Consider the following 22399-nt stretch of genomic DNA (forward strand, 5'->3'; position numbering starts at 1 on the left):
ATACCTTCTGCTTTTAACATCATATTAACGTTCACACTATGTCTCTTCAGCAACAATCTGTATCACCCCAACCGCAACAAGGGCTTAGCCTGTCTTTGACCCTGATTATGTCTGTCGCGACCGGTCTTGCCGTCGCCAGTAACTATTATGCCCAGCCGCTGCTGGAGACCATTGCCAGAGTCTTTGCGCTTTCCGTCAATCAGGCGGGGTTCATTGTCACCGCTGCGCAGTTGGGTTATGCCGTCGGTCTGTTGTTTTTGGTGCCGCTAGGGGACATGTTTGAACGCCGGACGCTGATTGTCGGCATGACGCTACTTGCCGCAGGCGGGATGCTGATCACCGCCTCTGCGCCCACGCTCTGGATCATGATTGCGGGTACGGCGTTAACCGGGCTGTTCTCCGTTGTCGCGCAGCTGCTGGTGCCTCTGGCCGCCACGCTGGCGACGCCGGAAACGCGCGGTAAAGTCGTCGGAACGATTATGAGTGGCCTGCTGCTGGGGATTCTGCTGGCGCGTACCGTCGCAGGTGCACTGGCTTCACTCGGTGACTGGCGCACCGTGTACTGGGTTGCCAGCACGCTGATGGTCATCATGGCGCTGATTCTGTGGCGGGCATTGCCGCGCATTCCTCAGCAAAATACGCTGAACTATCCGCAGTTGCTCGTCTCAATCTTCCGCCTGTTCTCCACCACCCCGCTGCTGCGCACGCGGGCCATCCTCGGCTGTCTGTCTTTTGCCAATTTTAGCATTCTGTGGACGTCAATGGCCTTCCTGCTGGCCTCACCGCCCTACGGTTATTCCGAAGGGGTTATCGGCCTGTTCGGGCTTGTCGGTGCGGCCGGAGCCTTAGCAGCATCACGCGCTGGGCGTTTAGTCGATCAGGGCAAAGCCAAGCCGACCACCAGCGTGGGGATTATCCTGCTTTTGCTGTCGTGGGGCTTTATCGCGCTCGGCATTCATTCCGTGGCGGCGCTGCTCATTGGCATCATCGTGCTGGATCTGGCGGTTCAGGGCGTACACGTGACCAACCAGAGCGTGATCTACCGTATGATGCCCGAAGCACGTAATCGCCTGACATCAGGCTACATGACCAGCTATTTTATCGGCGGCGCGCTGGGCTCGCTCCTTTCAGCATCAGCTTACCAGCAGTGGGGCTGGCTCGGCGTCTGTGCCGCAGGCGGCATTATCAGCCTGTTGAATCTGCTGGTGTGGTGGCGAAGCCATCATCACGAAACGCAGGAAGCGATGGCGGCGCTATAGTGCCTTCATAGACCTTCGCATTTGTAACACGCTCGCGTGAGACTGTCTCATTTGAGACAATTTCTCGCGAGAAAATTACACCCGATACCATTTCGTCAAAAACCATCACGCCAGTTACGCAATAACGTGAAATTCCGGTGACGCTTTGCTAGTGTTACCGGTTAATTTCCTTTAAGAACAAAACATATCAAGCCAGTGAAGACATTAACCCCATCTGCACCGACAAAATCTGCATCTTTTAGCGAAGGCGTATTTGATAGCCTGCCGATTGTTATCGGCTACATGCCCGTGGCATTCGCGTTTGGCATGAATGCCGTCAAACTAGGGTTTACCCCGCTGGAAGGCATTTTCCTTTCTTGCATCATTTACGCTGGGGCCAGCCAGTTCGTCATCACCGCCCTGCTCAGCGCAGGCATGTCCATCTGGGTAGCGGCGTTGACCGTCATGGCGATGGATATCCGCCATGTGCTGTATGGGCCGGCATTACGGCATCGCATTGCACAACAACTACCGACCCGAAAAACCGCGCTGTGGGCGTTCGGCCTGACGGACGAAGTCTTTGCCGCAGCCGCCACCCGACTGGCGAAAGATAACCGACGCTGGTCAGAAGACTGGATGATGGGCGTGTCACTGCTCGCTTGGCTTTCATGGGTGCTAGGCACAGTGTTCGGAGCCATGTTCGGTAACGGCCCGCTGAATGATTACCCTGCTGTAGAAGCGGCGCTGTCTTTCATGCTGCCCGCACTGTTCCTGAGCTTTTTACTCGCATCCTTCAGGCGGAAACAGAGTCTGGTCGTGGCCTGCGCACTCGGCGGCGCGCTGCTCGGTCTGCTGCTTTCCTCCATCCCGGCCGCAATACTGTTCGGCATTCTCAGCGGCTGTCTGGCTTCGCTGGTTAATCCTGCCACGCCACAGGTGAACGCATGAGTACAGAAGTCATTCTTATCGGGCTGATTGTCGGGCTGGTGAACTACCTTTTCCGCTATTTGCCTCTGCGATTGAGCGCCTCACGCGCTTCCGGTTCGCTGCAACGCGGCAAAAAAGCGCTGTTGCTTGATAGCATCGGCATTGCCTCCATCTGTGCACTGCTGATTGTTTCCAGCGTGCCGGATATTCTCGCACATCACGAAAAGCTGCTGCCAACCTTAATAGGCTTTATTACGCTGACAGCCTGTTTTTATAAAACCCGTAGTATCGTCTTATCCACATTACTGGGTGCGCTATGTTACGGCATTGCCTTTAAACTGCTTTGAATCCGCAGTATAAATTATCAAATAAGATTTTGATTTAAATAAAGTAAGCAGTTAATTATTCTTTATTTCAGCTATTCTCCGCTTACTTTCTGTCACAGAAATAAGCACAATTTCCCACCTGAATGCCGTTTACCCACTTAGTAACATTAGTTACTATGCACACCGTGATTAATGAGGTTTATATAAGAAATGGACAGTTCATTCACACCTATAGAACAAATGCTCGATCTACGAGCTTCACGCAAACCCGACTTCCCGCGTCAGGAAGTATTACTGCTGCGTTTGTTCATGCACGTACAGGGCAAAATCCTGGAACACAGAAACAGAATGCTGAAAGAACAGGGCATCAATGAAACCCTCTTCATGGCATTGCTGACGCTGGAATCTCAAGAGTCTTATAGCATTCAGCCTTCAGAGCTCAGTGCAGCGCTGGGATCGTCGCGCACCAATGCAACGCGCATCGCTGACGATCTGGAGAAAAGGGGCTGGATTGAACGACGCGAGAGCAGCAGTGACAGACGTTGCCTGCACCTACATCTGACAGAAGAAGGCAAAGCGTTTCTTGGCCAGTTGATTCCACCACAGCACCACAGCCTCCATGTGCTCTGTTCGGTACTTGAATCTGGTGAGCAAAAACAGCTCGAAAGCCTGATGAGAAAGCTCTTGGTTCGGCTGGATGAGATGGACGAGTCAGTCAACGAATAACAGAAAAAACAACAACAAAAAACAATAGTCAGCACCTTTCCCCCCGGAATGATCCGATGCTTATGTATCGGGCGGAGGCGTTTTGCTGCAAAAAATAGGCATAACCTCTTCGCAACCGCGATATGCGGCTTAGCAAAACGGCAATCTCACGCTCCGGGCGGGCGACCTTAAGCCCCCCGGGCCGCACAGCAATATGAATTCATTGCGACTATCGCCAGGCTGCTGTGTCTGGTGCGATAGCCGATACAAAGAAAATAAGAAGAGAGAGAACAGCATGAGTGAAAGTGTGGAAAATCAGGTGCCGCAGACGCCACAAAGAAACAAGAAACAGCAACGTAAGCGTGTGCTATCACTGCTAACGTTTATTTTCGTCGCGCTGGGCTGTGTCTGGCTGGTTTACTGGTATCTGATTCTCAGGCACCACCAAAGTACCGACGACGCCTACGTCGCCGGTAATCAGATTCAGATCATGGCGCAGGTCAGCGGCAGCGTCACCCATGTTAACGTCGATAATACCGATTTCGTTAAGCAGGGACAGATTCTGGTGGAGCTGGATCCTACTGATGCTCAGCAGACGTTTGAACGCGCGAAAACCGGACTGGCCAATAGCGTACGTCAGACACACCAGTTGATCATCAACAGTAAGCAGTATCAGGCTAATATTGAGTTACGCCAAACCGAGCTGAACAAGGCACAAAGTGACTTGAGCCGCCGGGAAGCGCTGGGCAGCGCCAATGCCATCGGGCGTGAAGAAGTGCAGCATGCTCGCGATGCCGTCGCGACCGCCAAAGCCGCGCTGGAAGTCGCCAGACAGCAATATCAGGCGAATCAGGCAATGATTCTGGATACGCCGCTTGAGAAGCAACCCGCCATACAGCAAGCCTCCGTAGAAATGCGCGATGCCTGGCTGGCGCTACAGCGCACCAAAATCGTCAGCCCGATTGACGGCTATGTCTCACGCCGTAGCGTGCAAATTGGCGCGCGTATCTCTTCGACGTCAGCACTGATGGCCGTGGTTCCAGCCAATCACCTGTGGGTCGATGCGAACTTCAAAGAGACGCAGTTAGCCAATATGCGCATCGGCCAACCGGCTACCGTGATCGCGGATATCTACGGTGACGATGTCGTGTACCAAGGAAAAGTAGTCGGCCTTGATATGGGGACCGGTAGCGCGTTCTCTCTGCTGCCCGCTCAGAACGCAACTGGCAACTGGATCAAGGTCGTTCAGCGCCTGCCCGTGCGTATTGAGATCGATCCGAAGCAGATTGCCGAACATCCGTTGCGTATCGGTCTGTCCGCACTGGTTAATGTCGATACCGCCAATACGGAAGGCAGCGCGTTAGCAGAAACCTCACGCACCACGCCAGCCTACCAAAGTGATGCTTTGACGTTGAATCTCACGCCTGTTAATCAGGAAATCAGCGCCATTATTCAGGCGAACGCCGGTTAATCGGGCAGGAGAGAAACGTGCAGAGAGAACCGCTTAAAGGTGCCAGTCTGGCCTGGATGACCGTTGCTCTGTCGCTGGCAACGTTTATGCAGGTGCTGGACTCCACCATCGCCAACGTCGCTATTCCGACTATCGCCGGTAATCTGGGTGCGTCCAACTCACAGGGAACGTGGGTCATCACCTCGTTCGGGGTCGCCAACGCCATCTCTATTCCTATTACCGGCTGGCTGGCCAAACGGTTTGGGGAAGTCCGCCTGTTTTTATGGTCAACGGCACTCTTCGCCCTGACATCCTGGCTGTGCGGAATGTCCACCAGCCTGGAAATGCTGATTTTCTCCCGCGTCTTGCAGGGGATTGTCGCCGGGCCGCTGATCCCGCTGTCACAAAGTCTGTTGCTCAGCAATTATCCCCCCGCCAAACGCAGCATCGCTCTGGCGCTATGGTCGATGACCGTGGTCGTCGCGCCGATCTGTGGCCCGATTCTGGGCGGCTGGATTAGCGACAACTACCACTGGGGCTGGATATTCTTCATCAACGTTCCGTTGGGCATCGCCGTGGTGTTTATTGCCATGCAAACGCTACGCGGGCGGGAAACCAAAACCGAGATCAAGCCCATCGACACCATCGGGCTGGCATTGTTGGTTGTCGGTATCGGCAGCCTTCAGATGATGCTCGACCGGGGCAAAGAGCTGGACTGGTTTAACTCGACAGAAATCATCACCCTGACCGTGGTGGCAGTGATTGCGATCGCCTTCCTGATTGTCTGGGAGCTAACGGACGACCACCCAGTGGTGGACTTGTCGCTGTTTAAATCGCGCAACTTCACCATTGGCTGTCTATGTATCAGCCTCGCCTATATGTTTTACTTCGGGGCGATCGTGCTCTTGCCGCAGCTGTTACAGGAGGTGTATGGCTATACCGCCACCTGGGCTGGGCTGGCATCCGCACCGGTTGGGCTGATGCCAGTGTTACTGTCGCCGATTATCGGTCGATTCGCACCGCGTCTGGATATGCGCAAACTGGTGACGTTCAGCTTTATCATGTATGCCGTCTGTTTTTACTGGCGCGCGTACACCTTTGAGCCGGGCATGGATTTCGGCGCATCGGCCTGGCCACAGTTCGTTCAGGGGTTTGCCGTCGCCTGCTTCTTCATGCCGCTGACCACCATCACGCTGTCCGGGCTACCGCCGGAGCGTTTGGCAGCAGCATCAAGTCTGTCGAACTTTACCCGGACGCTGGCAGGATCGATCGGGACGTCGCTAACCACCACGCTCTGGACACAGCGCGAATCGCTGCACCATGCGCACCTGACGGAATCTATCACGCCCTATAATCCGATAGCGCAGGAAACGTACCAGCAGCTTCAGGCGATGGGAATGAGCCAAACGCAGGCCTCAGCCTACATCGCAGAGCAGATTACCGCACAGGGACTGATTATTTCTGCCAACGAAATATTCTGGGCCGCAGCGGCCGTATTTCTGGTCCTTCTGGTGCTGGTCTGGTTCGCTAAACCGCCCTTTACCACTGGCGGTGGAGGCGGTGGCGCGCACTAACTCGCCGTAAGCTTTCTGTCCCCTTCCGTCAGCAACTGGCCGAAGGGGAACCCTCTTTTACCCTTTCCACCGTCCCCTGATTATTCGAATACGTCTCGCCATCCTTATAGCGCGGTAGCGAATAAGGATTTACAGATTCGGGATAAACATATTTTCACATTCCGATTACAATGCGCCTCTTTTATTCGGGGATTACGTGGTTCTTTTATGTCACAGGTTTTACATTTCATTTTGGCAACGGCGGCAATCTTTTTGCTGGCACTGCTCGTCAGTCACGACAGAAAACGCATCCGACTGCGCTTTATTGTGCAACTGCTGGTGATTGAAATTTTGCTGGCCTATTCCCTTTTACATTCCAGCATCGGGCTTAACGCGATTAGCGCCTTTGCCGGTTTGTTTGAAAAGCTATTATCTTTCGCTAATCAAGGCACCGATTTTGTGTTCGGCGGGATGAACGCGCAGGGACTTTCCTTTATCTTCCTCAATGTGCTCTGCCCTATCGTCTTTATTTCTGCGCTGATCGGCATTTTGCAGCACTGGCGAATTTTACCGTTTATTATCAAAGGTATCGGCACGCTGCTGTCCAAGGTGAACGGGATGGGGAGGCTGGAATCGTTTAACGCGGTGAGTACGCTGATGCTCGGGCAGTCAGAGAATTTTATCGTCTATAAGGGCATCCTCGCCGACATGTCGCCACGGCGGATGTACACAATGGCCGCGACGGCAATGTCGACCGTGTCCATGTCGATTATCAGCGCCTACATGACCATGCTGGACGCCAAATACGTCGTTGCTGCGCTGATTCTGAATATGTTCAGCACCTTTATCATTCTGTTGATCATCAACCCTTACCAGCCTGACGACGAACCAGAACTGAAGCTGGAAAAGCTGCATGAAGACCAAAGCTTCTTTGAAATGCTAGGGGAATACATTCTTGCCGGATTTAAAGTGGCGATGATTATCATGGCGATGTTGATCGGCTTCGTGGCCTTGATTGCCGCCGTGAATGCGCTGTTCAGCACCGTCTTCGGTATTAGCTTCCAGGCGATTATGGGCTATGTCTTTTCACCGCTGGCCTGGCTGATCGGTATTCCGTCTTCCGATATCCTGAATGCGGGCAGCATCATGGCGACCAAGCTGGTGGCGAATGAATTCGTTGCCATGATCGAACTGAAGAAGATCGCGGCAGAGATGTCGCCACGCGGCCTGGGGATTCTGTCCGTATTCCTGATTTCCTTCGCCAACTTCGCATCAATCGGCATTATCGCGGGTGCCATCAAAGGGCTGAATGAAGCACAGGGCAACGTGGTATCGCGCTTCGGCCTGAAGCTGGTTTATGGTTCTACGCTGGTGAGTTTACTGTCTGCGGCAGTGGCGGGATTGGTGCTGTAATATTTATAGATTGAAAATCATCAGCCCCGTTTCAGGGGCTGATGAAAAATCAGAACGCGACGCAGACGGGTGCATCAATCCGCATGACGGATTCCTGTGCGAAACGTGATTTGTAAGTCGTACGCAACGCTTCAATATCACGCTCCCGATCGGGGCCGTGAATCAACATCAGCGCCTTGCTGTTCTCTCGGGCAACCACGCCATCATTCCCCAGCCATTGTCCTTTGGCATCAAACACCGTCAGCCCGTCTTTAAAGCGTGGCGTAACGTCACCATCCAAAAAGGCTTTCCACTCGGCATCTGAAATCACCGGGCCAGCGGGACGATTCAAACCAAAATAAAGCGTGGTCTGCACCTGTTTATCGCCAATCTGACACGCATCAGCGGCTGTTGCAGCGGCAGCGGACGAGCGCGGCAGCGAGTTGCAACCGCTTACCAGCAATGTACCCAACAGTAACGATACCGCGATAATTTTCTGCTTCATTAATCGTTCTCTCATCCGTGGTTACACCGACTCAGGGAGCCCATTCTCCCTGAGCGTTGACGCGTACTATCAGGCCTGGTTCTGTCGCCACCACTCGGACAGCAAAATGCCCGTAGCGACGGAAATATTCAGACTTTCAACCTTACCGGTACCGCCGATAGAGACTTTCACGTCCCCCTGCTGCCAAGCGCTATCCGACAGACCATCACCTTCCTGACCCAGCACGATCACGGTTTTCGCCGGAAGCGTCGCTTGCGACAATGCCGTGCCTTTATGGCTGGACGTGGTCACGATGGTATAGCCTGCGTTACGGAACTCCGTCAACACGGACAGGAAATCGTCAGCGTTGATCGCTTTAACGTGTTCCGCACCGCCTTCTGCCGTGCGTACGGCTGCACCGGATTCCAGCAGCGCCGCATCCTGCACCAGCACGCCTTTCACACCGAAATGCGCGCAGCTGCGCATAATGCCGCCGAGGTTGTGCGGGTTACCCACATCTTCCAGCGCCAGTACACAGTCTTGCTCGCCAGCCGTTTTCAGGTACTCACGCACATCCATTCCCTGACGCTTTTTAATCAGGAAACACACGCCGCCGTGGTGCTCGGTGCCGGAAGCCTTAACCAGCTCTTCCTCTTCCACGACATGGTAAGCCTTGCGGTTTGCCGCCATCCAGCGCAGTGCATCGCGGAAACGCGGCGTCACTTCTTGCAGGAACCAGGCTCGAACGATCACTTCAGAACGGTTTTTAAACAGCGCCTGACAGGCATTTTCGCCGTAGACACGTGTTTCTTCCTGACGCTGGCGACGCAGTTGCTCAGGATCGATATGGCTCTTGCCTGTGATACCGCCATGGTCCGGCGTTTCGCTGTCGCTTGGCGCACGGGACACGGTTTTCCACGGTGATTCATAACCACCGGTATCGTCACCGCGCGGCCGGCGAGGCTTATCACCGCTGCGTTCGTTACGATCTTTATTGCCCCACGGCGATTTCGCATTGCTATCGCCGTCGCGGGACGGATTTTCCCGGGCATAGCGCGGGTTAACATCACGTGGATGCTTCGGCTTTTCGCGTTGATCGCGAGAGCCGCCGCCATCACGCCGATCGCCACGGCGATCTCTTTCAGCAGGGCGCTTGTTTTTATTCTCTTTCTCGCCCTCATCATCACTGCGGACGTACATCACACGGACTTTGCCGCTTTTACTATTGAATGAATCGCTCATTGTTCTCTCCACCTACGCGCTGGGCGCGAAGATTACCTTATGTACACCCGCTTAGCCACACGCTTGTGGTAAAAGAGCGCTAACAGTCAGAAGCTATTGTAGCTATTGGGCAAACCACGTTGTTGCCATAATGTCTCCCCACCATAATTTATTCACGCTTAAGCAACATATTGCTGACTTTCCAATGCCGCATTGCGCGCATTTTATCAGCGACATCTTTATTTTAGCCCTTTTATCTGAGGCCCTGTTATGAATACGGTATGTGGATCTTGCCAAACAACCAATCGCCTGCCAGAAGAGCGTGTTGATGACCATGCAAAGTGTGGTCGTTGTGGAGAAACCTTATTCAGCGGTGACGTGACCAATGCCACAGAAGCGACGCTCGATAAGCTGTTACAGGACGATCTTCCCGTTGTGATCGATTTCTGGGCCCCTTGGTGTGGCCCCTGCGTCAACTTCGCCCCGGTGTTTGAAAATGTCGCGCAAGAGCGTAGCGGGAAAGTCCGCTTTATTAAGGTCAATACCGAAGCCGAACCAGCACTCAGCGCACGTTTCCGTATCCGCAGCATTCCAACCCTCATGATCTTTAAACAGGGCCAGATGGTCGACATCCTTAACGGCGCGCTGCCAAAAGCACAGTTCGAGAGCTGGCTGGACGAATCACTATAGAGAATTAGGGTAGGAGCGTAGGTATTATTGTCTCCTACCCTTTTGGTCAACCCGCCTGTCGATTAGAATGTCGCCTTTCTGAATCAGCTTCTCAATGATGAAAACGAAGCAGGTTCGTTGCAGAATCTCATGGCGCCATCTATTTCATGCTCAACCATCCTTTAATGGTCAACCGTCCCCTCATGGACAATGCCGTACTCCGCCTGCGCCAGCAACGTCTTGAGCAGTCAACCAAACCGTTTCGCGCCCGTGGCTGCCGCGTAGTACGCTGCCAGCAGTGTTTATTACCCGCAACCAACTGCCTGTGTCACACCATTCAGGCGCAGGAGTCCCGCAGCCGCGTCTGTCTGGTAATGTTTGATACCGAACCGTTAAAGCCGAGCAATACCGGACGTCTTATCGCCGATATTCTTCCTGAGACGCAGGCGTTTCGCTGGTCACGCACCGAGCCCGATCCCGAGTTGCTTGCTATTCTGCAAAACCCGGACGTTCAGCCGTATCTGGTTTTCCTTGCCGATGCAGCGGAGGAAGGACGTCAGGTGTTTCACCAGCTTCCCGCAACGGAAAAGCCTGCGCTATTTGTCTTACTCGACGGTACCTGGCCGGAAGCGCGTAAAATGTTCCGCAAAAGCCCTTATCTGGACAACCTGCCAATCCTGTCGCTGAATGTAGAGGCACTGTCCCGCTATCAACTGCGTGAAGCAAGCAGCGCAGGGCAGCACTGCACCGCTGAAATTGCCATCGCTCTGCTTGCACAGGCGGGGGATATTGTCGCGGCCGATGCACTATCACAGCATTTTGACCGTTTCCGACGACACTATCTGGCAGGGAAACCGCATCACAGCGTGCGGGAAAATTTACCCACCGTCACAGCACAAGCGGCAGAAAGCGTTTAGTATCAAAGGGGATTGATCTGAAGGAGTGACGCATGAGCCAGCGCGGATTGGAAGCACTGTTACGCCCTAAGTCTATCGCCGTTCTCGGCGCGTCAGAAAAACCGGGAAGAGCCGGCTTTCTGATGATGAAAAACTTGCTGGACGGCCATTTCAGCGGCCCCGTGCTGCCTGTTACCCCGAAATATCGTGCCGTTTGCGGCGTGCTGGCCTACCCGACGGTCGCCAGCCTGCCGATGACACCCGATCTTGCCGTGATTTGCACCAACGCCAGCCGTAATCTCACGCTGTTAGAAGATCTGGGGCAAAAAGGCTGTAAAACGGTCATCATTCTCTCCGCACCGCCAACCCAGTTCAGCGAATTAAAAGCCTGCGCCGTGCGCTACCACATGCGCCTGCTTGGCCCCAATAGCCTCGGGCTACTCGCGCCCTGGCAAGGCCTGAATGCCAGTTTCTCCCCTGTCCCGATTATGAAAGGCAAGCTGGCATTCATTTCGCAGTCGGCCGCCGTATCCAACACGATACTGGACTGGGCGCAGCAGCGCGGTATTGGCTTTTCCTATTTCATTGCACTGGGCGACAGTCTGGATATCGATGTCGACGACCTGTTAGATTTTCTGGCACGCGATGGAAAAACCAGTGCGATTCTGCTGCATCTGGAACATATCAGCGATGCGCGCCGCTTTCTTTCCGCTTCTCGTAGCGCATCCCGGAATAAACCGATACTGGTTATAAAAAGCGGGCGCAGCCAGCAGGCACAGCAACTGTTGAATGACCAGCGCCACGGTTTGGATGCCGCCTACGATGCAGCAATTCAACGTGCAGGTTTGTTACGGGTACGGGATACACATGAGCTTTTTTCCGCGGTGGAAACCTTAAGCCACCTGCGGCCGCTGCGTGGTGAACGCCTGATGCTGGTGAGCAATGGCGCATCGCCCGCTGCACAGGCGTTGGACCAGTTCCTCAGTCGACAAGGCAAGCTGGCACAGCTCAGCGAGGCGACCCGACAAGCGCTACAGGAAGCGCTGCCGTCGACCGTCACGATCGGCAATCCGCTCGATCTGCGTGATGACGCGACTGCGGCTCGCTATCTGGCAGCGGTTTCAGTATTACTGGACAGCGATGAAGTCGATGCACTCTTAATCATTCACGCGCCCAGCGCCGCGGCTCCCGGCACCGATAGCGCATCTCATCTAATCACGCTCTTCCAACAGCATCCGCGTGGGAAAAGAATTACGCTGCTGACCAACTGGTGCGGTGAGTTCTCCTCGCAGGAAGCACGACGTTTGTTTAACGACGCAGGCATTCCGACCTATCGCACGCCAGAAGGCGCGGTCACGGCATTTATGCATACCGTCGAATATCGACGTAATCAGAAACAGCTAAAGGAAACTCCGGCGCTACCGCTGAATTTAGGCATCAATGCCAGTCAGGCACATGCGCTGATTCATCAGGCGCTGTCAGACGGCGTGACGCAGCTCGACACGCATGAAGTTCAGCCGATCCTGCAAGCCTACGGTTTGGATACGTTACCCACCTGGATTGCAGGTGACAGCGCGGAAGCCGTCCATATCGCCGAGCAAATTGGCTACCCAGTCGCGATTAAGCTGAGATCGCCAGATATTCCGCATAAATCGGAAGTTCAGGGCGTCATGTTATACCTGCGAACCGCGAGAGAAGTCCAGCAGGCGGCAGATGCCATTCTTGACCGAGTGAAACGCACCTACCCACAGGCACGCATTTACGGCCTGTTAGTGCAGAGTATGGCAAATCGCGCTGGTGCGCAGGAACTTAGAATTGCCGTCGAGCAGGATCCCGTTTTCGGCCCGCTGATTATGCTAGGAGAAGGCGGTGTTGAGTGGCGAGAAAAACAAGCTGCCGTCGCCCTGCCTCCGCTGAATATGACGCTAGCCCGTTATTTGGTGCTGCAAGCGGTAAAAGGCGGCAAAATTCGAGAATACAGCGCGCTGCGTCCGCTGGACATTCCCGCACTCAGCCGCTTGCTGGTTCAGGTATCCAACCTGATTCTCGACTGCCCTGAGATTTCCCGGCTAGACATTCATCCTCTGCTGGCGTCTGGGGACACCTTTACGCTGCTGGATGTCACGCTGCATCTGACACCATTCAGTGGCGATCCGCAGTCAAGGCTGGCAATCCGCCCTTATCCACACGAGTTGGAAGAAACGGTCACCCTCAAAAATGGTGATAGCTGTCTGTTCCGGCCAATTTTGCCGGAAGATGAGCCGCTACTCAGTTCGTTCATTGCAAGAGTGACGAAAGAAGACCTGTATTACCGTTATTTCAGCGAAATTAATGAATTTACTCACGAAGACTTAGCCAATATGACACAAATTGACTACGATCGTGAGATGGCATTCGTTGCCGTGCGCCAACTCGGTAAGGAGACTGAGATTATTGGCGTGACGCGTGCGATTTCCGATCCGGATAATACGGATGCGGAATTTGCCGTGCTGGTGCGATCCGATCTAAAAGGGCTGGGCCTTGGCAGACGCCTGTTGGAAAAGCTGATTGATTACGCCAAAGCGCATGGTCTCTCCCGCTTGACTGGCATCACCATGCCGCATAATCAAGGTATGATCCAGCTGTCCAAAAAGCTCGGTTTTCACATCGACGTACAATTAGAAGAGGGAATTGTGACACTGGAATTGCCGCTGAAGAATGGATAGCAAGACGTGACATGGCTCTTGCAACGGGAATTGTGATACCGATTCAATGGCAAAACAGACTCACAATAGCCGGAAAGTAATGGTATTATCGCCCATTCGGCTACTCCTTAACTTTTGATAATGACCAGAAGGTCATATACCCTAATTCAGTTCGAAGTATGGTGGGTATAAACTGATGAGAGAAGAAACGCACTGTGATGCTGTCAAATTTTAAACGCAATAAATACCAACAGCACCTTGCACAACTGCCCAGAATTCCTCAGAACGCAGATGATGTTCAGACGTTGCATTCGCCTGAGCTTTTCCGCACGACGCTGATTAACGCCATTTTGAGTGCTAAAAAACGCATCTATATCGTGGCGTTATATCTTGAGCGCGATGATGGCGGCATGGGGGTTCTATCCGCAATTTATGAAGCCAAACGGCAGTGCCCAGAGCTTGATGTCCGTGTTCTGGTAGACTGGCATCGTGCTCAGCGCGGCAGGATCGGCGCAGTGGCAGAAAATACCAATGCCGATTGGTATTGCGATATGGCGAAAAAACATCCAGACACGCATTTCCCTATCTATGGTATTCCTGTCAACACGCGCGAAGCCTTGGGCGTGCTGCACCTGAAAGGCTTCATTGTCGATGACACAGTCATCTACAGCGGGGCCAGCCTGAATGATGTTTATCTGCACCAACATCAAAAATACCGTTATGACCGCTATCAGCTGATTCATAATCCGGCATTGGCCGATACGATGGTGCAATATATCCAGACCATGCTGTCGGCTCCGGCAGTACAGCGGTTGGATCATACCGACCGCCCGAAGAGTCTGGAAATCAAAAATGATATTAAGCAGTTCCGCCAAACGTTGCGTACTGCCAATTATCAGGCTCCGGAACACAGCGCGGACGCGAACGAATTAACCGTCACGCCACTGGTCGGGTTAGGAAAACAAAGTCCGCTGAATAAGACCATACATCACCTGATGTATTGCGCTGATGAGCATGTGGTTATCTGTACCCCCTATTTCAACCTGCCAGCGCTGCTGGTGAGAAATATCATCCGGCTATTACGAGACGGTAAAAAAGTAGAAATTATTATCGGTGATAAGACCGCTAACGATTTCTATATTCCAGAAGACCAGCCTTTCAAAATCATCGGCGCGTTACCGTATCTCTATGAGATCAACCTACGCCGTTTTCTGAGTCGTCTGGAACGCTATATTGAGAATCAGCAGCTTGTTGTGCGGCTATGGAAAGACGGTGATAATAGCTTCCATCTGAAAGGCATGTGGGTAGATGACAAGTGGCAACTGTTGACGGGGAATAACCTTAACCCGCGCGCATGGCGTCTGGATCTGGAAAATGCCATCCTGATTCACGATCCTCAGAAGGTTCTATTGCAGCAACGTCTGGACGAGCTGGACACGATCAGGACGCACACTCACGTCGTACAAAGCTATACGGAACTGGAGAGCATTGCGCAATATCCAGTGAAAGTCCGCAAGTTGATACGACGTCTGCGCCGTATCCGTATCGATCGACTCATCAGTCGTATTCTCTAAGATCCGTGCTCTGCTTTAAAAAAAACCTCGGAAGCCGAGGTTTTTTTATTGTCATTTGGGAGCCTGGCCGGTGCAGCTGCCAGCCAGGCGTTATGGCAGCGATCTGAAAACTAAAGCTTCATTCCCTTGCCTCTGCGATGCAGCGTCAATGACACAATAAACGCAACAGCCCCCATCACTGAGACGTACCAGAAGAAGGCCGTTTCCATACCAAACGATTTCAGCGAAAGTGCAACATACTCAGCCGACCCACCAAACAGCGCATTAGCAACCGCATAAGATAAGCCTACGCCCAATGCCCGGACTTCAGGCGGAAACATTTCTGCTTTTAAAATGCCGCTGATGGACGTGTAGAAACTGACAATAATCAGTGAAAGCATGACTAACGAGAAGGCAATGACAGGGCTCGTCACACTCTGTAGCACCGTCAGAATGGGAACTGTCAGCAATGCAGCAAATCCGCCGAAACAGAGCATTGAGCTACGACGGCCAATCTTATCCGACATCGCACCAAAGAACGGCTGCAGCAGCATAAAGATAAACAGTGCGAGGGTCATTAATCCGCTAGCTGTTTTCGCATCCATTCCGGCTGTATTCACCAGATATTTTTGCATGTAAGTGGTAAACGTATAAAAAGCTAAAGAACCACCGGCCGTAAAACCCAATACGGTAATAAAAGCGCGACGATGTTTCCACAAACCCGCAAGCGAGCCAGCATCTTTATGTCCGCGGGTTGTTTTATCAGAGGTTTCATTCAAAGAGCGACGTAAATAAAGCGCAACAATCGCCAAAACAGCGCCGAGAGCAAAAGGAATACGCCATCCCCACGCCCGCAGATCCTCATCACTCAGAACCTGTTGTAATATCACAACGACTAACAGCGCCAGCAGCTGACCGCCAATCAGCGTGACATACTGGAAAGAAGCATAGAACCCTTTCCTTCCCTCAACAGCAACTTCACTCATATACGTTGCGCTCGTGCCGTATTCTCCACCGACAGAAAGCCCCTGAAATAAACGGGCTAATAACAGTAAAAAAGGAGCCCAGGTGCCAATGGTTTCATATCCCGGTAAACATGCAATAACCAGAGATCCAAAGCACATCATGCAGACTGAAATTAGCATTGAATTTTTACGACCATGCTTGTCAGCAATGTAACCGAAAAGCCAACCGCCTATCGGTCTCATTAAAAAGCCTGCTGCAAAAACCCCTGCGGTTTGTAGTAATTGAGTGGTGGTATTTCCCGAAGGGAAAAAGATATGGGCAAAATAGATTGAGCAAAAGGAATAAACATAAAAATCAAACCACTCAACCAAATTACCCGATGAAGCGCCAACTATAGCTCGGATACGCTGACGCGTATCTTTCGCATTTTCCGTTAGATCAGTCATCCTATTTTATTCTCCTGTTTTTTCGGGCATAAAACGATGCCCGCTATAGTAAAGCAGCACTTAAACCCTGAGGCAAAAAGTTCCTGATTGTAATAATTTATTAATGTAACAACGCAAACCGTGCCTTTAATTATCCTTAACTGAAACACGGATAAATAAAGCGGTAACAAACAGGACGTTATTATGAGGTGGGTTAATAAGAAGATAAGCAGAGTCTATTCAGGTAAAAGGAAGAGTTTACTATCCTGAAATAGAAATAAACAAAAGGCCATCCTGTAAGGATGGCCTTTTATCTTAATTGAAACCTGGCAGTTCCCTACTCTCACATGGGGAAGCCCCACACTACCATCGGCGCTACGGCGTTTCACTTCTGAGTTCGGCATGGGGTCAGGTGGGACCACCGCGCTATCGCCGCCAGGTAAATTCTTTTTTAAGCCGAACATTAACCTAAATAACTGGTGCTGATACCCAGAGTCGAACTGGGGACCTCACCCTTACCAAGGGTGCGCTCTACCAACTGAGCCATATCAGCGCACCTGTATAATTTGATGCCTGGCAGTTCCCTACTCTCACATGGGGAGACCCCACACTACCATCGGCGCTACGGCGTTTCACTTCTGAGTTCGGCATGGGGTCAGGTGGGACCACCGCGCTATCGCCGCCAGGCAAATTCTGTTTCATTCCAACCGTTATACCTCACTTTTCAGTGTGCACAACCATCAGAACCAATCTTTGAACAAGCTGATTATCAAAATCTCTTTGAGTCGTCTCAAAACACCTTCGGTGTTGTAAGGTTAAGCCTCTCGGGTCATTAGTACTGGTTAGCTCAACGTATCGCTACGCTTACACACCCAGCCTATCTACGTCGTCGTCTTCAACGGCCCTTCAGGGGCATCTAGTGCCCAGGGAAGACTCATCTCGAGGCAAGTTTCCCGCTTAGATGCTTTCAGCGGTTATCTCTTCCGCACTTAGCTACCGGGCAATGCAATTGGCATCACAACCCGAACACCAGTGGTGCGTTCACTCCGGTCCTCTCGTACTAGGAGCAACCCCTCTCAATCTTCCAACGCCCACGGCAGATAGGGACCGAACTGTCTCACGACGTTCTAAACCCAGCTCGCGTACCACTTTAAATGGCGAACAGCCATACCCTTGGGACCTACTTCAGCCCCAGGATGTGATGAGCCGACATCGAGGTGCCAAACACCGCCGTCGATATGAACTCTTGGGCGGTATCAGCCTGTTATCCCCGGAGTACCTTTTATCCGTTGAGCGATGGCCCTTCCATTCAGAACCACCGGATCACTAAGACCTGCTTTCGCACCTGCTCGAGCTGTCACTCTCGCAGTCAAGCTAGCTTATGCCTTTGCACTAACCTCCTGATGTCCGACCAGGATTAGCTAACCTTCGTGCTCCTCCGTTACGCTTTGGGAGGAGACCGCCCCAGTCAAACTACCCACCAGACACTGTCCGCAACCCGGATTACGGGCCTACGTTAGAACATCAAACATTAAAGGGTGGTATTTCAAGGTTGGCTCCACGCAGACTGGCGTCCACGCTTCAAAGCCTCCCACCTATCCTACACATCAAGGCTCAAGGTTCAGTGTCAAGCTATAGTAAAGGTTCACGGGGTCTTTCCGTCTTGCCGCGGGTACACTGCATCTTCACAGCGAGTTCAATTTCACTGAGTCTCGGGTGGAGACAGCCTGGCCATCATTACGCCATTCGTGCAGGTCGGAACTTACCCGACAAGGAATTTCGCTACCTTAGGACCGTTATAGTTACGGCCGCCGTTTACCGGGGCTTCGATCAAGAGCTTCGCCTTGCGGCTGACCCCATCAATTAACCTTCCGGCACCGGGCAGGCGTCACACCGTATACGTCCACTTTCGTGTTTGCACAGTGCTGTGTTTTTATTAAACAGTTGCAGCCAGCTGGTATCTTCGACTGATTTCAGCTCCGTGAGCAAGTCACTTCACCTACCATCAGCGTGCCTTCTCCCGAAGTTACGGCACCATTTTGCCTAGTTCCTTCACCCGAGTTCTCTCAAGCGCCTGAGTATTCTCTACCTGACCACCTGTGTCGGTTTGGGGTACGATTTAATGTTACCTGGAGCTTAGAGGCTTTTCCTGGAAGCGTAGCATCGGTTACTTCATCACCGTAGTGACTCGTCATCACGCCTCAGTGTTAATGATGACCCGGATTTACCAAAGTCATCCACCTTCACGCTTAAACCGGGACAACCGTCGCCCGGATAACCTAGCTTTCTCCGTCCCCCCTTCGCAGTAACACCAAGTACAGGAATATTAACCTGTTTCCCATCGACTACGCTTTTCAGCCTCGCCTTAGGGGTCGACTCACCCTGCCCCGATTAACGTTGGACAGGAACCCTTGGTCTTCCGGCGTGCGGGTTTTTCACCCGCATTATCGTTACTTATGTCAGCATTCGCACTTCTGATACCTCCAGCAGCCCTCACAGGCCACCTTCGACGGCTTACAGAACGCTCCCCTACCCAACAACACCTAAGTGTCGCTGCCGCAGCTTCGGTGCATGGTTTAGCCCCGTTACATCTTCCGCGCAGGCCGACTCGACCAGTGAGCTATTACGCTTTCTTTAAATGATGGCTGCTTCTAAGCCAACATCCTGGCTGTCTGTGCCTTCCCACATCGTTTCCCACTTAACCATGACTTTGGGACCTTAGCTGGCGGTCTGGGTTGTTTCCCTCTTCACGACGAACGTTAGCACCCGCCGTGTGTCTCCCGTGATAACATTCTTCGGTATTCGTAGTTTGCATCGGGTTGGTAAGTCGGGATGACCCCCTAGCCGAAACAGTGCTCTACCCCCGAAGATGAATTCACGAGGCGCTACCTAAATAGCTTTCGGGGAGAACCAGCTATCTCCCGGTTTGATTGGCCTTTCACCCCCAGCCACAAGTCATCCGCTAATTTTTCAACATTAGTCGGTTCGGTCCTCCAGTTAGTGTTACCCAACCTTCAACCTGCCCATGGCTAGATCACCGGGTTTCGGGTCTATACCCTGCAACTTAACGCCCAGTTAAGACTCGGTTTCCCTACGGCTCCCCTATACGGTTAACCTTGCTACAGAATATAAGTCGCTGACCCATTATACAAAAGGTACGCAGTCACCCTGATTAATCAAGGCTCCCACTGCTTGTACGTACACGGTTTCAGGTTCTATTTCACTCCCCTCGCCGGGGTTCTTTTCGCCTTTCCCTCACGGTACTGGTTCACTATCGGTCAGTCAGGAGTATTTAGCCTTGGAGGATGGTCCCCACATATTCAGACAGGATGTCACGTGTCCCGCCCTACTCATCGAACTCACAATCTGTGCATTTTTGTGTACGGGACTATCACCCTTTACTGTGCGACTTTCCAGACGCTTCCACTAACACACAAACTGATTCAGGTTCTGGGCTCCTCCCCGTTCGCTCGCCGCTACTAGGGGAATCTCGGTTGATTTCTTTTCCTCGGGGTACTGAGATGTTTCAGTTCCCCCGGTTCGCCTCATTACGCTATGTATTCACGTAATGATAGTGTGTCGAAACACACTGGGTTTCCCCATTCGGGTATCGTCGGGTATAACGCTTCATATCAGCTTACCGACGCTTATCGCAGATTAGCACGCCCTTCATCGCCTCTGACTGCCTAGGCATCCACCGTGTACGCTTAGTCGCTTAACCTCACAACCCGAAGGTGTCTTTGATTAATCAAAGTCACTGTCGTGCTGCGATTATTTGAGAGACTCATTGACACACTGACACGCCATTCATACCCGTAGGCATCAATGCATGTTCAGCTGTCATGTTTCAATTTTCAGCTTGTTCCAGATTGTTAAAGAGCAAAACGTCGCAGTGCACCCAAACAGGTACACTCTGAAGTTTTCTATATAGCGAGTATTGATGGTGGAGCTATGCGGGATCGAACCGCAGACCTCCTGCGTGCAAGGCAGGCGCTCTCCCAGCTGAGCTATAACCCCATCGTTGCTTACAGATACCTTAGATACCACTCATGGGAGAGTTGGTAGGCCTGAGTGGACTTGAACCACCGACCTCACCCTTATCAGGGGTGCGCTCTAACCACCTGAGCTACAAGCCTATTAAGGTATTTCTGCTCGTTATTTTCATCAGACAATCTGTGTGAGCACTTCACTTAACACACATCTTTTTGGTAAGGAGGTGATCCAACCGCAGGTTCCCCTACGGTTACCTTGTTACGACTTCACCCCAGTCATGAATCACAAAGTGGTAAGCGCCCTCCCGAAGGTTAAGCTACCTACTTCTTTTGCAACCCACTCCCATGGTGTGACGGGCGGTGTGTACAAGGCCCGGGAACGTATTCACCGTAGCATTCTGATCTACGATTACTAGCGATTCCGACTTCATGGAGTCGAGTTGCAGACTCCAATCCGGACTACGACGTACTTTATGAGGTCCGCTTACTCTCGCGAGGTCGCTTCTCTTTGTATACGCCATTGTAGCACGTGTGTAGCCCTACTCGTAAGGGCCATGATGACTTGACGTCATCCCCACCTTCCTCCGGTTTATCACCGGCAGTCTCCTTTGAGTTCCCGACCGAATCGCTGGCAACAAAGGATAAGGGTTGCGCTCGTTGCGGGACTTAACCCAACATTTCACAACACGAGCTGACGACAGCCATGCAGCACCTGTCTCAGAGTTCCCGAAGGCACTAAGCTATCTCTAGCAAATTCTCTGGATGTCAAGAGTAGGTAAGGTTCTTCGCGTTGCATCGAATTAAACCACATGCTCCACCGCTTGTGCGGGCCCCCGTCAATTCATTTGAGTTTTAACCTTGCGGCCGTACTCCCCAGGCGGTCGACTTAACGCGTTAGCTCCGGAAGCCACGCCTCAAGGGCACAACCTCCAAGTCGACATCGTTTACAGCGTGGACTACCAGGGTATCTAATCCTGTTTGCTCCCCACGCTTTCGCACCTGAGCGTCAGTCTTTGTCCAGGGGGCCGCCTTCGCCACCGGTATTCCTCCAGATCTCTACGCATTTCACCGCTACACCTGGAATTCTACCCCCCTCTACAAGACTCTAGCCTGTCAGTTTTGAATGCAGTTCCCAGGTTAAGCCCGGGGATTTCACATCCAACTTAACAGACCGCCTGCGTGCGCTTTACGCCCAGTCATTCCGATTAACGCTTGCACCCTCCGTATTACCGCGGCTGCTGGCACGGAGTTAGCCGGTGCTTCTTCTGCGGGTAACGTCAATCGATAAGGTTATTAACCTTACCGCCTTCCTCCCCGCTGAAAGTGCTTTACAACCCGAAGGCCTTCTTCACACACGCGGCATGGCTGCATCAGGCTTGCGCCCATTGTGCAATATTCCCCACTGCTGCCTCCCGTAGGAGTCTGGACCGTGTCTCAGTTCCAGTGTGGCTGGTCATCCTCTCAGACCAGCTAGGGATCGTCGCCTAGGTGAGCCATTACCTCACCTACTAGCTAATCCCATCTGGGCACATCTGATGGCGAGAGGCCCGAAGGTCCCCCTCTTTGCTCTTGCGAGGTTATGCGGTATTAGCTACCGTTTCCAGTAGTTATCCCCCTCCATCAGGCAGTTTCCCAGACATTACTCACCCGTCCGCCGCTCGTCACCCAGAGAGCAAGCTCTCCTGTGCTACCGCTCGACTTGCATGTGTTAGGCCTGCCGCCAGCGTTCAATCTGAGCCATGATCAAACTCTTCAATTTAAGATTTGTTTGATTTGCTTCTACTCGAGAAGCGATGCTCAAAGAATTAGTAACTGTTCATTCGTAATGAATTTCACTGTTGTTCACTCTTCAAGACTTTTTATATCGTTTAAGATACGGTCTTGTGAGTGCCCACACAGATTGTCTGATTAAATTGTT

At 52.4% G+C, this 22399-nt stretch carries 14 protein-coding genes, 3 tRNA genes and 4 rRNA genes; 11 read left to right on the top strand and 10 right to left on the bottom strand.

Features of this window, described 5'->3' with window-relative positions; genetic code table 11:
- The first annotated feature begins 38 nt into the window (after positions 1-38).
- The 7 genes from LOZ86_RS16230 to LOZ86_RS16260 all read left to right on the top strand — a co-directional run bounded on the left by LOZ86_RS16230 (position 39) and on the right by LOZ86_RS16260 (position 7612).
- Positions 39-1259 carry an MFS transporter gene (locus LOZ86_RS16230; RefSeq protein ID WP_039513963.1) on the top strand — a complete coding sequence of 407 codons (1221 nt, stop codon included), beginning with the start codon at positions 39-41 and terminating at the stop codon, positions 1257-1259.
- Between the two features lie 195 nt (positions 1260-1454).
- Positions 1455-2186, top strand: coding sequence for an AzlC family ABC transporter permease (locus tag LOZ86_RS16235; RefSeq protein ID WP_039513964.1), 732 nt, complete (start codon positions 1455-1457; stop codon positions 2184-2186).
- Positions 2183-2512 carry an L-valine transporter subunit YgaH gene (ygaH, locus tag LOZ86_RS16240; RefSeq protein WP_039513966.1) on the top strand — a complete coding sequence of 110 codons (330 nt, stop codon included), beginning with the start codon at positions 2183-2185 and terminating at the stop codon, positions 2510-2512. Before LOZ86_RS16235 ends, ygaH begins: the two co-directional genes overlap by 4 nt.
- 189 nt (positions 2513-2701) lie before the next feature.
- Entirely contained in the window at positions 2702-3217 is a 516-nt protein-coding gene (mprA, locus tag LOZ86_RS16245) for a transcriptional repressor MprA (RefSeq protein ID WP_039318163.1), read from the top strand.
- 274 nt (positions 3218-3491) lie between these two features.
- A complete protein-coding gene (emrA, locus tag LOZ86_RS16250) occupies positions 3492-4667 on the top strand; it encodes a multidrug efflux MFS transporter periplasmic adaptor subunit EmrA (RefSeq protein ID WP_039513970.1) in 1176 nt (391 codons plus the stop codon).
- A 56-nt stretch (positions 4668-4723) separates the two neighbouring features.
- The gene (gene emrB, locus LOZ86_RS16255) at positions 4724-6220 is read left to right on the top strand and encodes a multidrug efflux MFS transporter permease subunit EmrB (protein ID WP_207783187.1); all 1497 of its coding nucleotides are present in this window, start codon (positions 4724-4726) and stop codon (positions 6218-6220) included.
- Positions 6221-6427: 207 nt separating this feature from the next.
- Complete coding sequence (locus LOZ86_RS16260) at positions 6428-7612, top strand: NupC/NupG family nucleoside CNT transporter (protein ID WP_039513975.1); 1185 nt, start codon at positions 6428-6430, stop codon at positions 7610-7612.
- 49 nt (positions 7613-7661) lie between these two features.
- Here the strand turns inward: LOZ86_RS16260 and LOZ86_RS16265 are convergent, their stop codons facing one another.
- Together LOZ86_RS16265 and LOZ86_RS16270 are read right to left on the bottom strand one after the other, a co-directional pair.
- Positions 7662-8096: a DUF3574 domain-containing protein gene (locus tag LOZ86_RS16265; protein WP_039487021.1), complete on the bottom strand. Its 435-nt coding sequence runs from the start codon at positions 8094-8096 to the stop codon at positions 7662-7664.
- A gap of 69 nt (positions 8097-8165) precedes the next feature.
- Positions 8166-9317 carry a tRNA/rRNA methyltransferase gene (locus LOZ86_RS16270; protein WP_039487023.1) on the bottom strand — a complete coding sequence of 384 codons (1152 nt, stop codon included), beginning with the start codon at positions 9315-9317 and terminating at the stop codon, positions 8166-8168.
- A 249-nt stretch (positions 9318-9566) separates the two neighbouring features.
- Here LOZ86_RS16270 and trxC point away from each other — a divergent pair, with 249 nt between their 5' ends.
- The 4 genes from trxC (at position 9567) to pssA (ending at position 15119) form a co-directional block, all read left to right on the top strand.
- Positions 9567-9986 carry a thioredoxin TrxC gene (gene trxC / locus LOZ86_RS16275; RefSeq protein WP_039487025.1) on the top strand — a complete coding sequence of 140 codons (420 nt, stop codon included), beginning with the start codon at positions 9567-9569 and terminating at the stop codon, positions 9984-9986.
- 182 nt (positions 9987-10168) lie between these two features.
- Positions 10169-10882 (top strand): tRNA-uridine aminocarboxypropyltransferase, encoded by a 714-nt coding sequence (locus LOZ86_RS16280; RefSeq protein WP_039513984.1) that lies wholly within the window; start codon positions 10169-10171, stop codon positions 10880-10882.
- 32 nt (positions 10883-10914) lie between these two features.
- The gene (locus LOZ86_RS16285) at positions 10915-13566 is read left to right on the top strand and encodes a bifunctional acetate--CoA ligase family protein/GNAT family N-acetyltransferase (RefSeq protein WP_039487026.1); all 2652 of its coding nucleotides are present in this window, start codon (positions 10915-10917) and stop codon (positions 13564-13566) included.
- A 197-nt stretch (positions 13567-13763) separates the two neighbouring features.
- Positions 13764-15119, top strand: coding sequence for a CDP-diacylglycerol--serine O-phosphatidyltransferase (gene pssA, locus LOZ86_RS16290; RefSeq protein WP_039487028.1), 1356 nt, complete (start codon positions 13764-13766; stop codon positions 15117-15119).
- 110 nt (positions 15120-15229) lie between these two features.
- Here the strand turns inward: pssA and LOZ86_RS16295 are convergent, their stop codons facing one another.
- The 8 genes from LOZ86_RS16295 to LOZ86_RS16330 form a co-directional block, all read right to left on the bottom strand.
- A complete protein-coding gene (locus tag LOZ86_RS16295; RefSeq protein ID WP_039487030.1) occupies positions 15230-16510 on the bottom strand; it encodes an MFS transporter in 1281 nt (426 codons plus the stop codon).
- 303 nt (positions 16511-16813) lie between these two features.
- A 5S ribosomal RNA gene (rrf, locus tag LOZ86_RS16300) occupies positions 16814-16929 on the bottom strand.
- 37 nt (positions 16930-16966) lie between these two features.
- Positions 16967-17042: transfer RNA gene (locus LOZ86_RS16305), tRNA-Thr, on the bottom strand.
- Between the two features lie 18 nt (positions 17043-17060).
- Positions 17061-17176 (bottom strand): 5S ribosomal RNA (gene rrf / locus LOZ86_RS16310).
- Between the two features lie 124 nt (positions 17177-17300).
- A 23S ribosomal RNA gene (locus tag LOZ86_RS16315) occupies positions 17301-20210 on the bottom strand.
- A 220-nt stretch (positions 20211-20430) separates the two neighbouring features.
- Positions 20431-20506, bottom strand: a tRNA-Ala gene (locus tag LOZ86_RS16320).
- A 42-nt stretch (positions 20507-20548) separates the two neighbouring features.
- Positions 20549-20625, bottom strand: a tRNA-Ile gene (locus LOZ86_RS16325).
- A gap of 73 nt (positions 20626-20698) precedes the next feature.
- A 16S ribosomal RNA gene (locus tag LOZ86_RS16330) occupies positions 20699-22240 on the bottom strand.
- The 16S, 23S and 5S rRNA genes sit together here with 3 tRNA genes alongside, the layout of an rRNA operon.
- Positions 22241-22399 lie beyond the last annotated feature (159 nt).

The organism is Pectobacterium parvum (assembly GCF_020971565.1).
Lineage (GTDB): Bacteria > Pseudomonadota > Gammaproteobacteria > Enterobacterales > Enterobacteriaceae > Pectobacterium > Pectobacterium polare.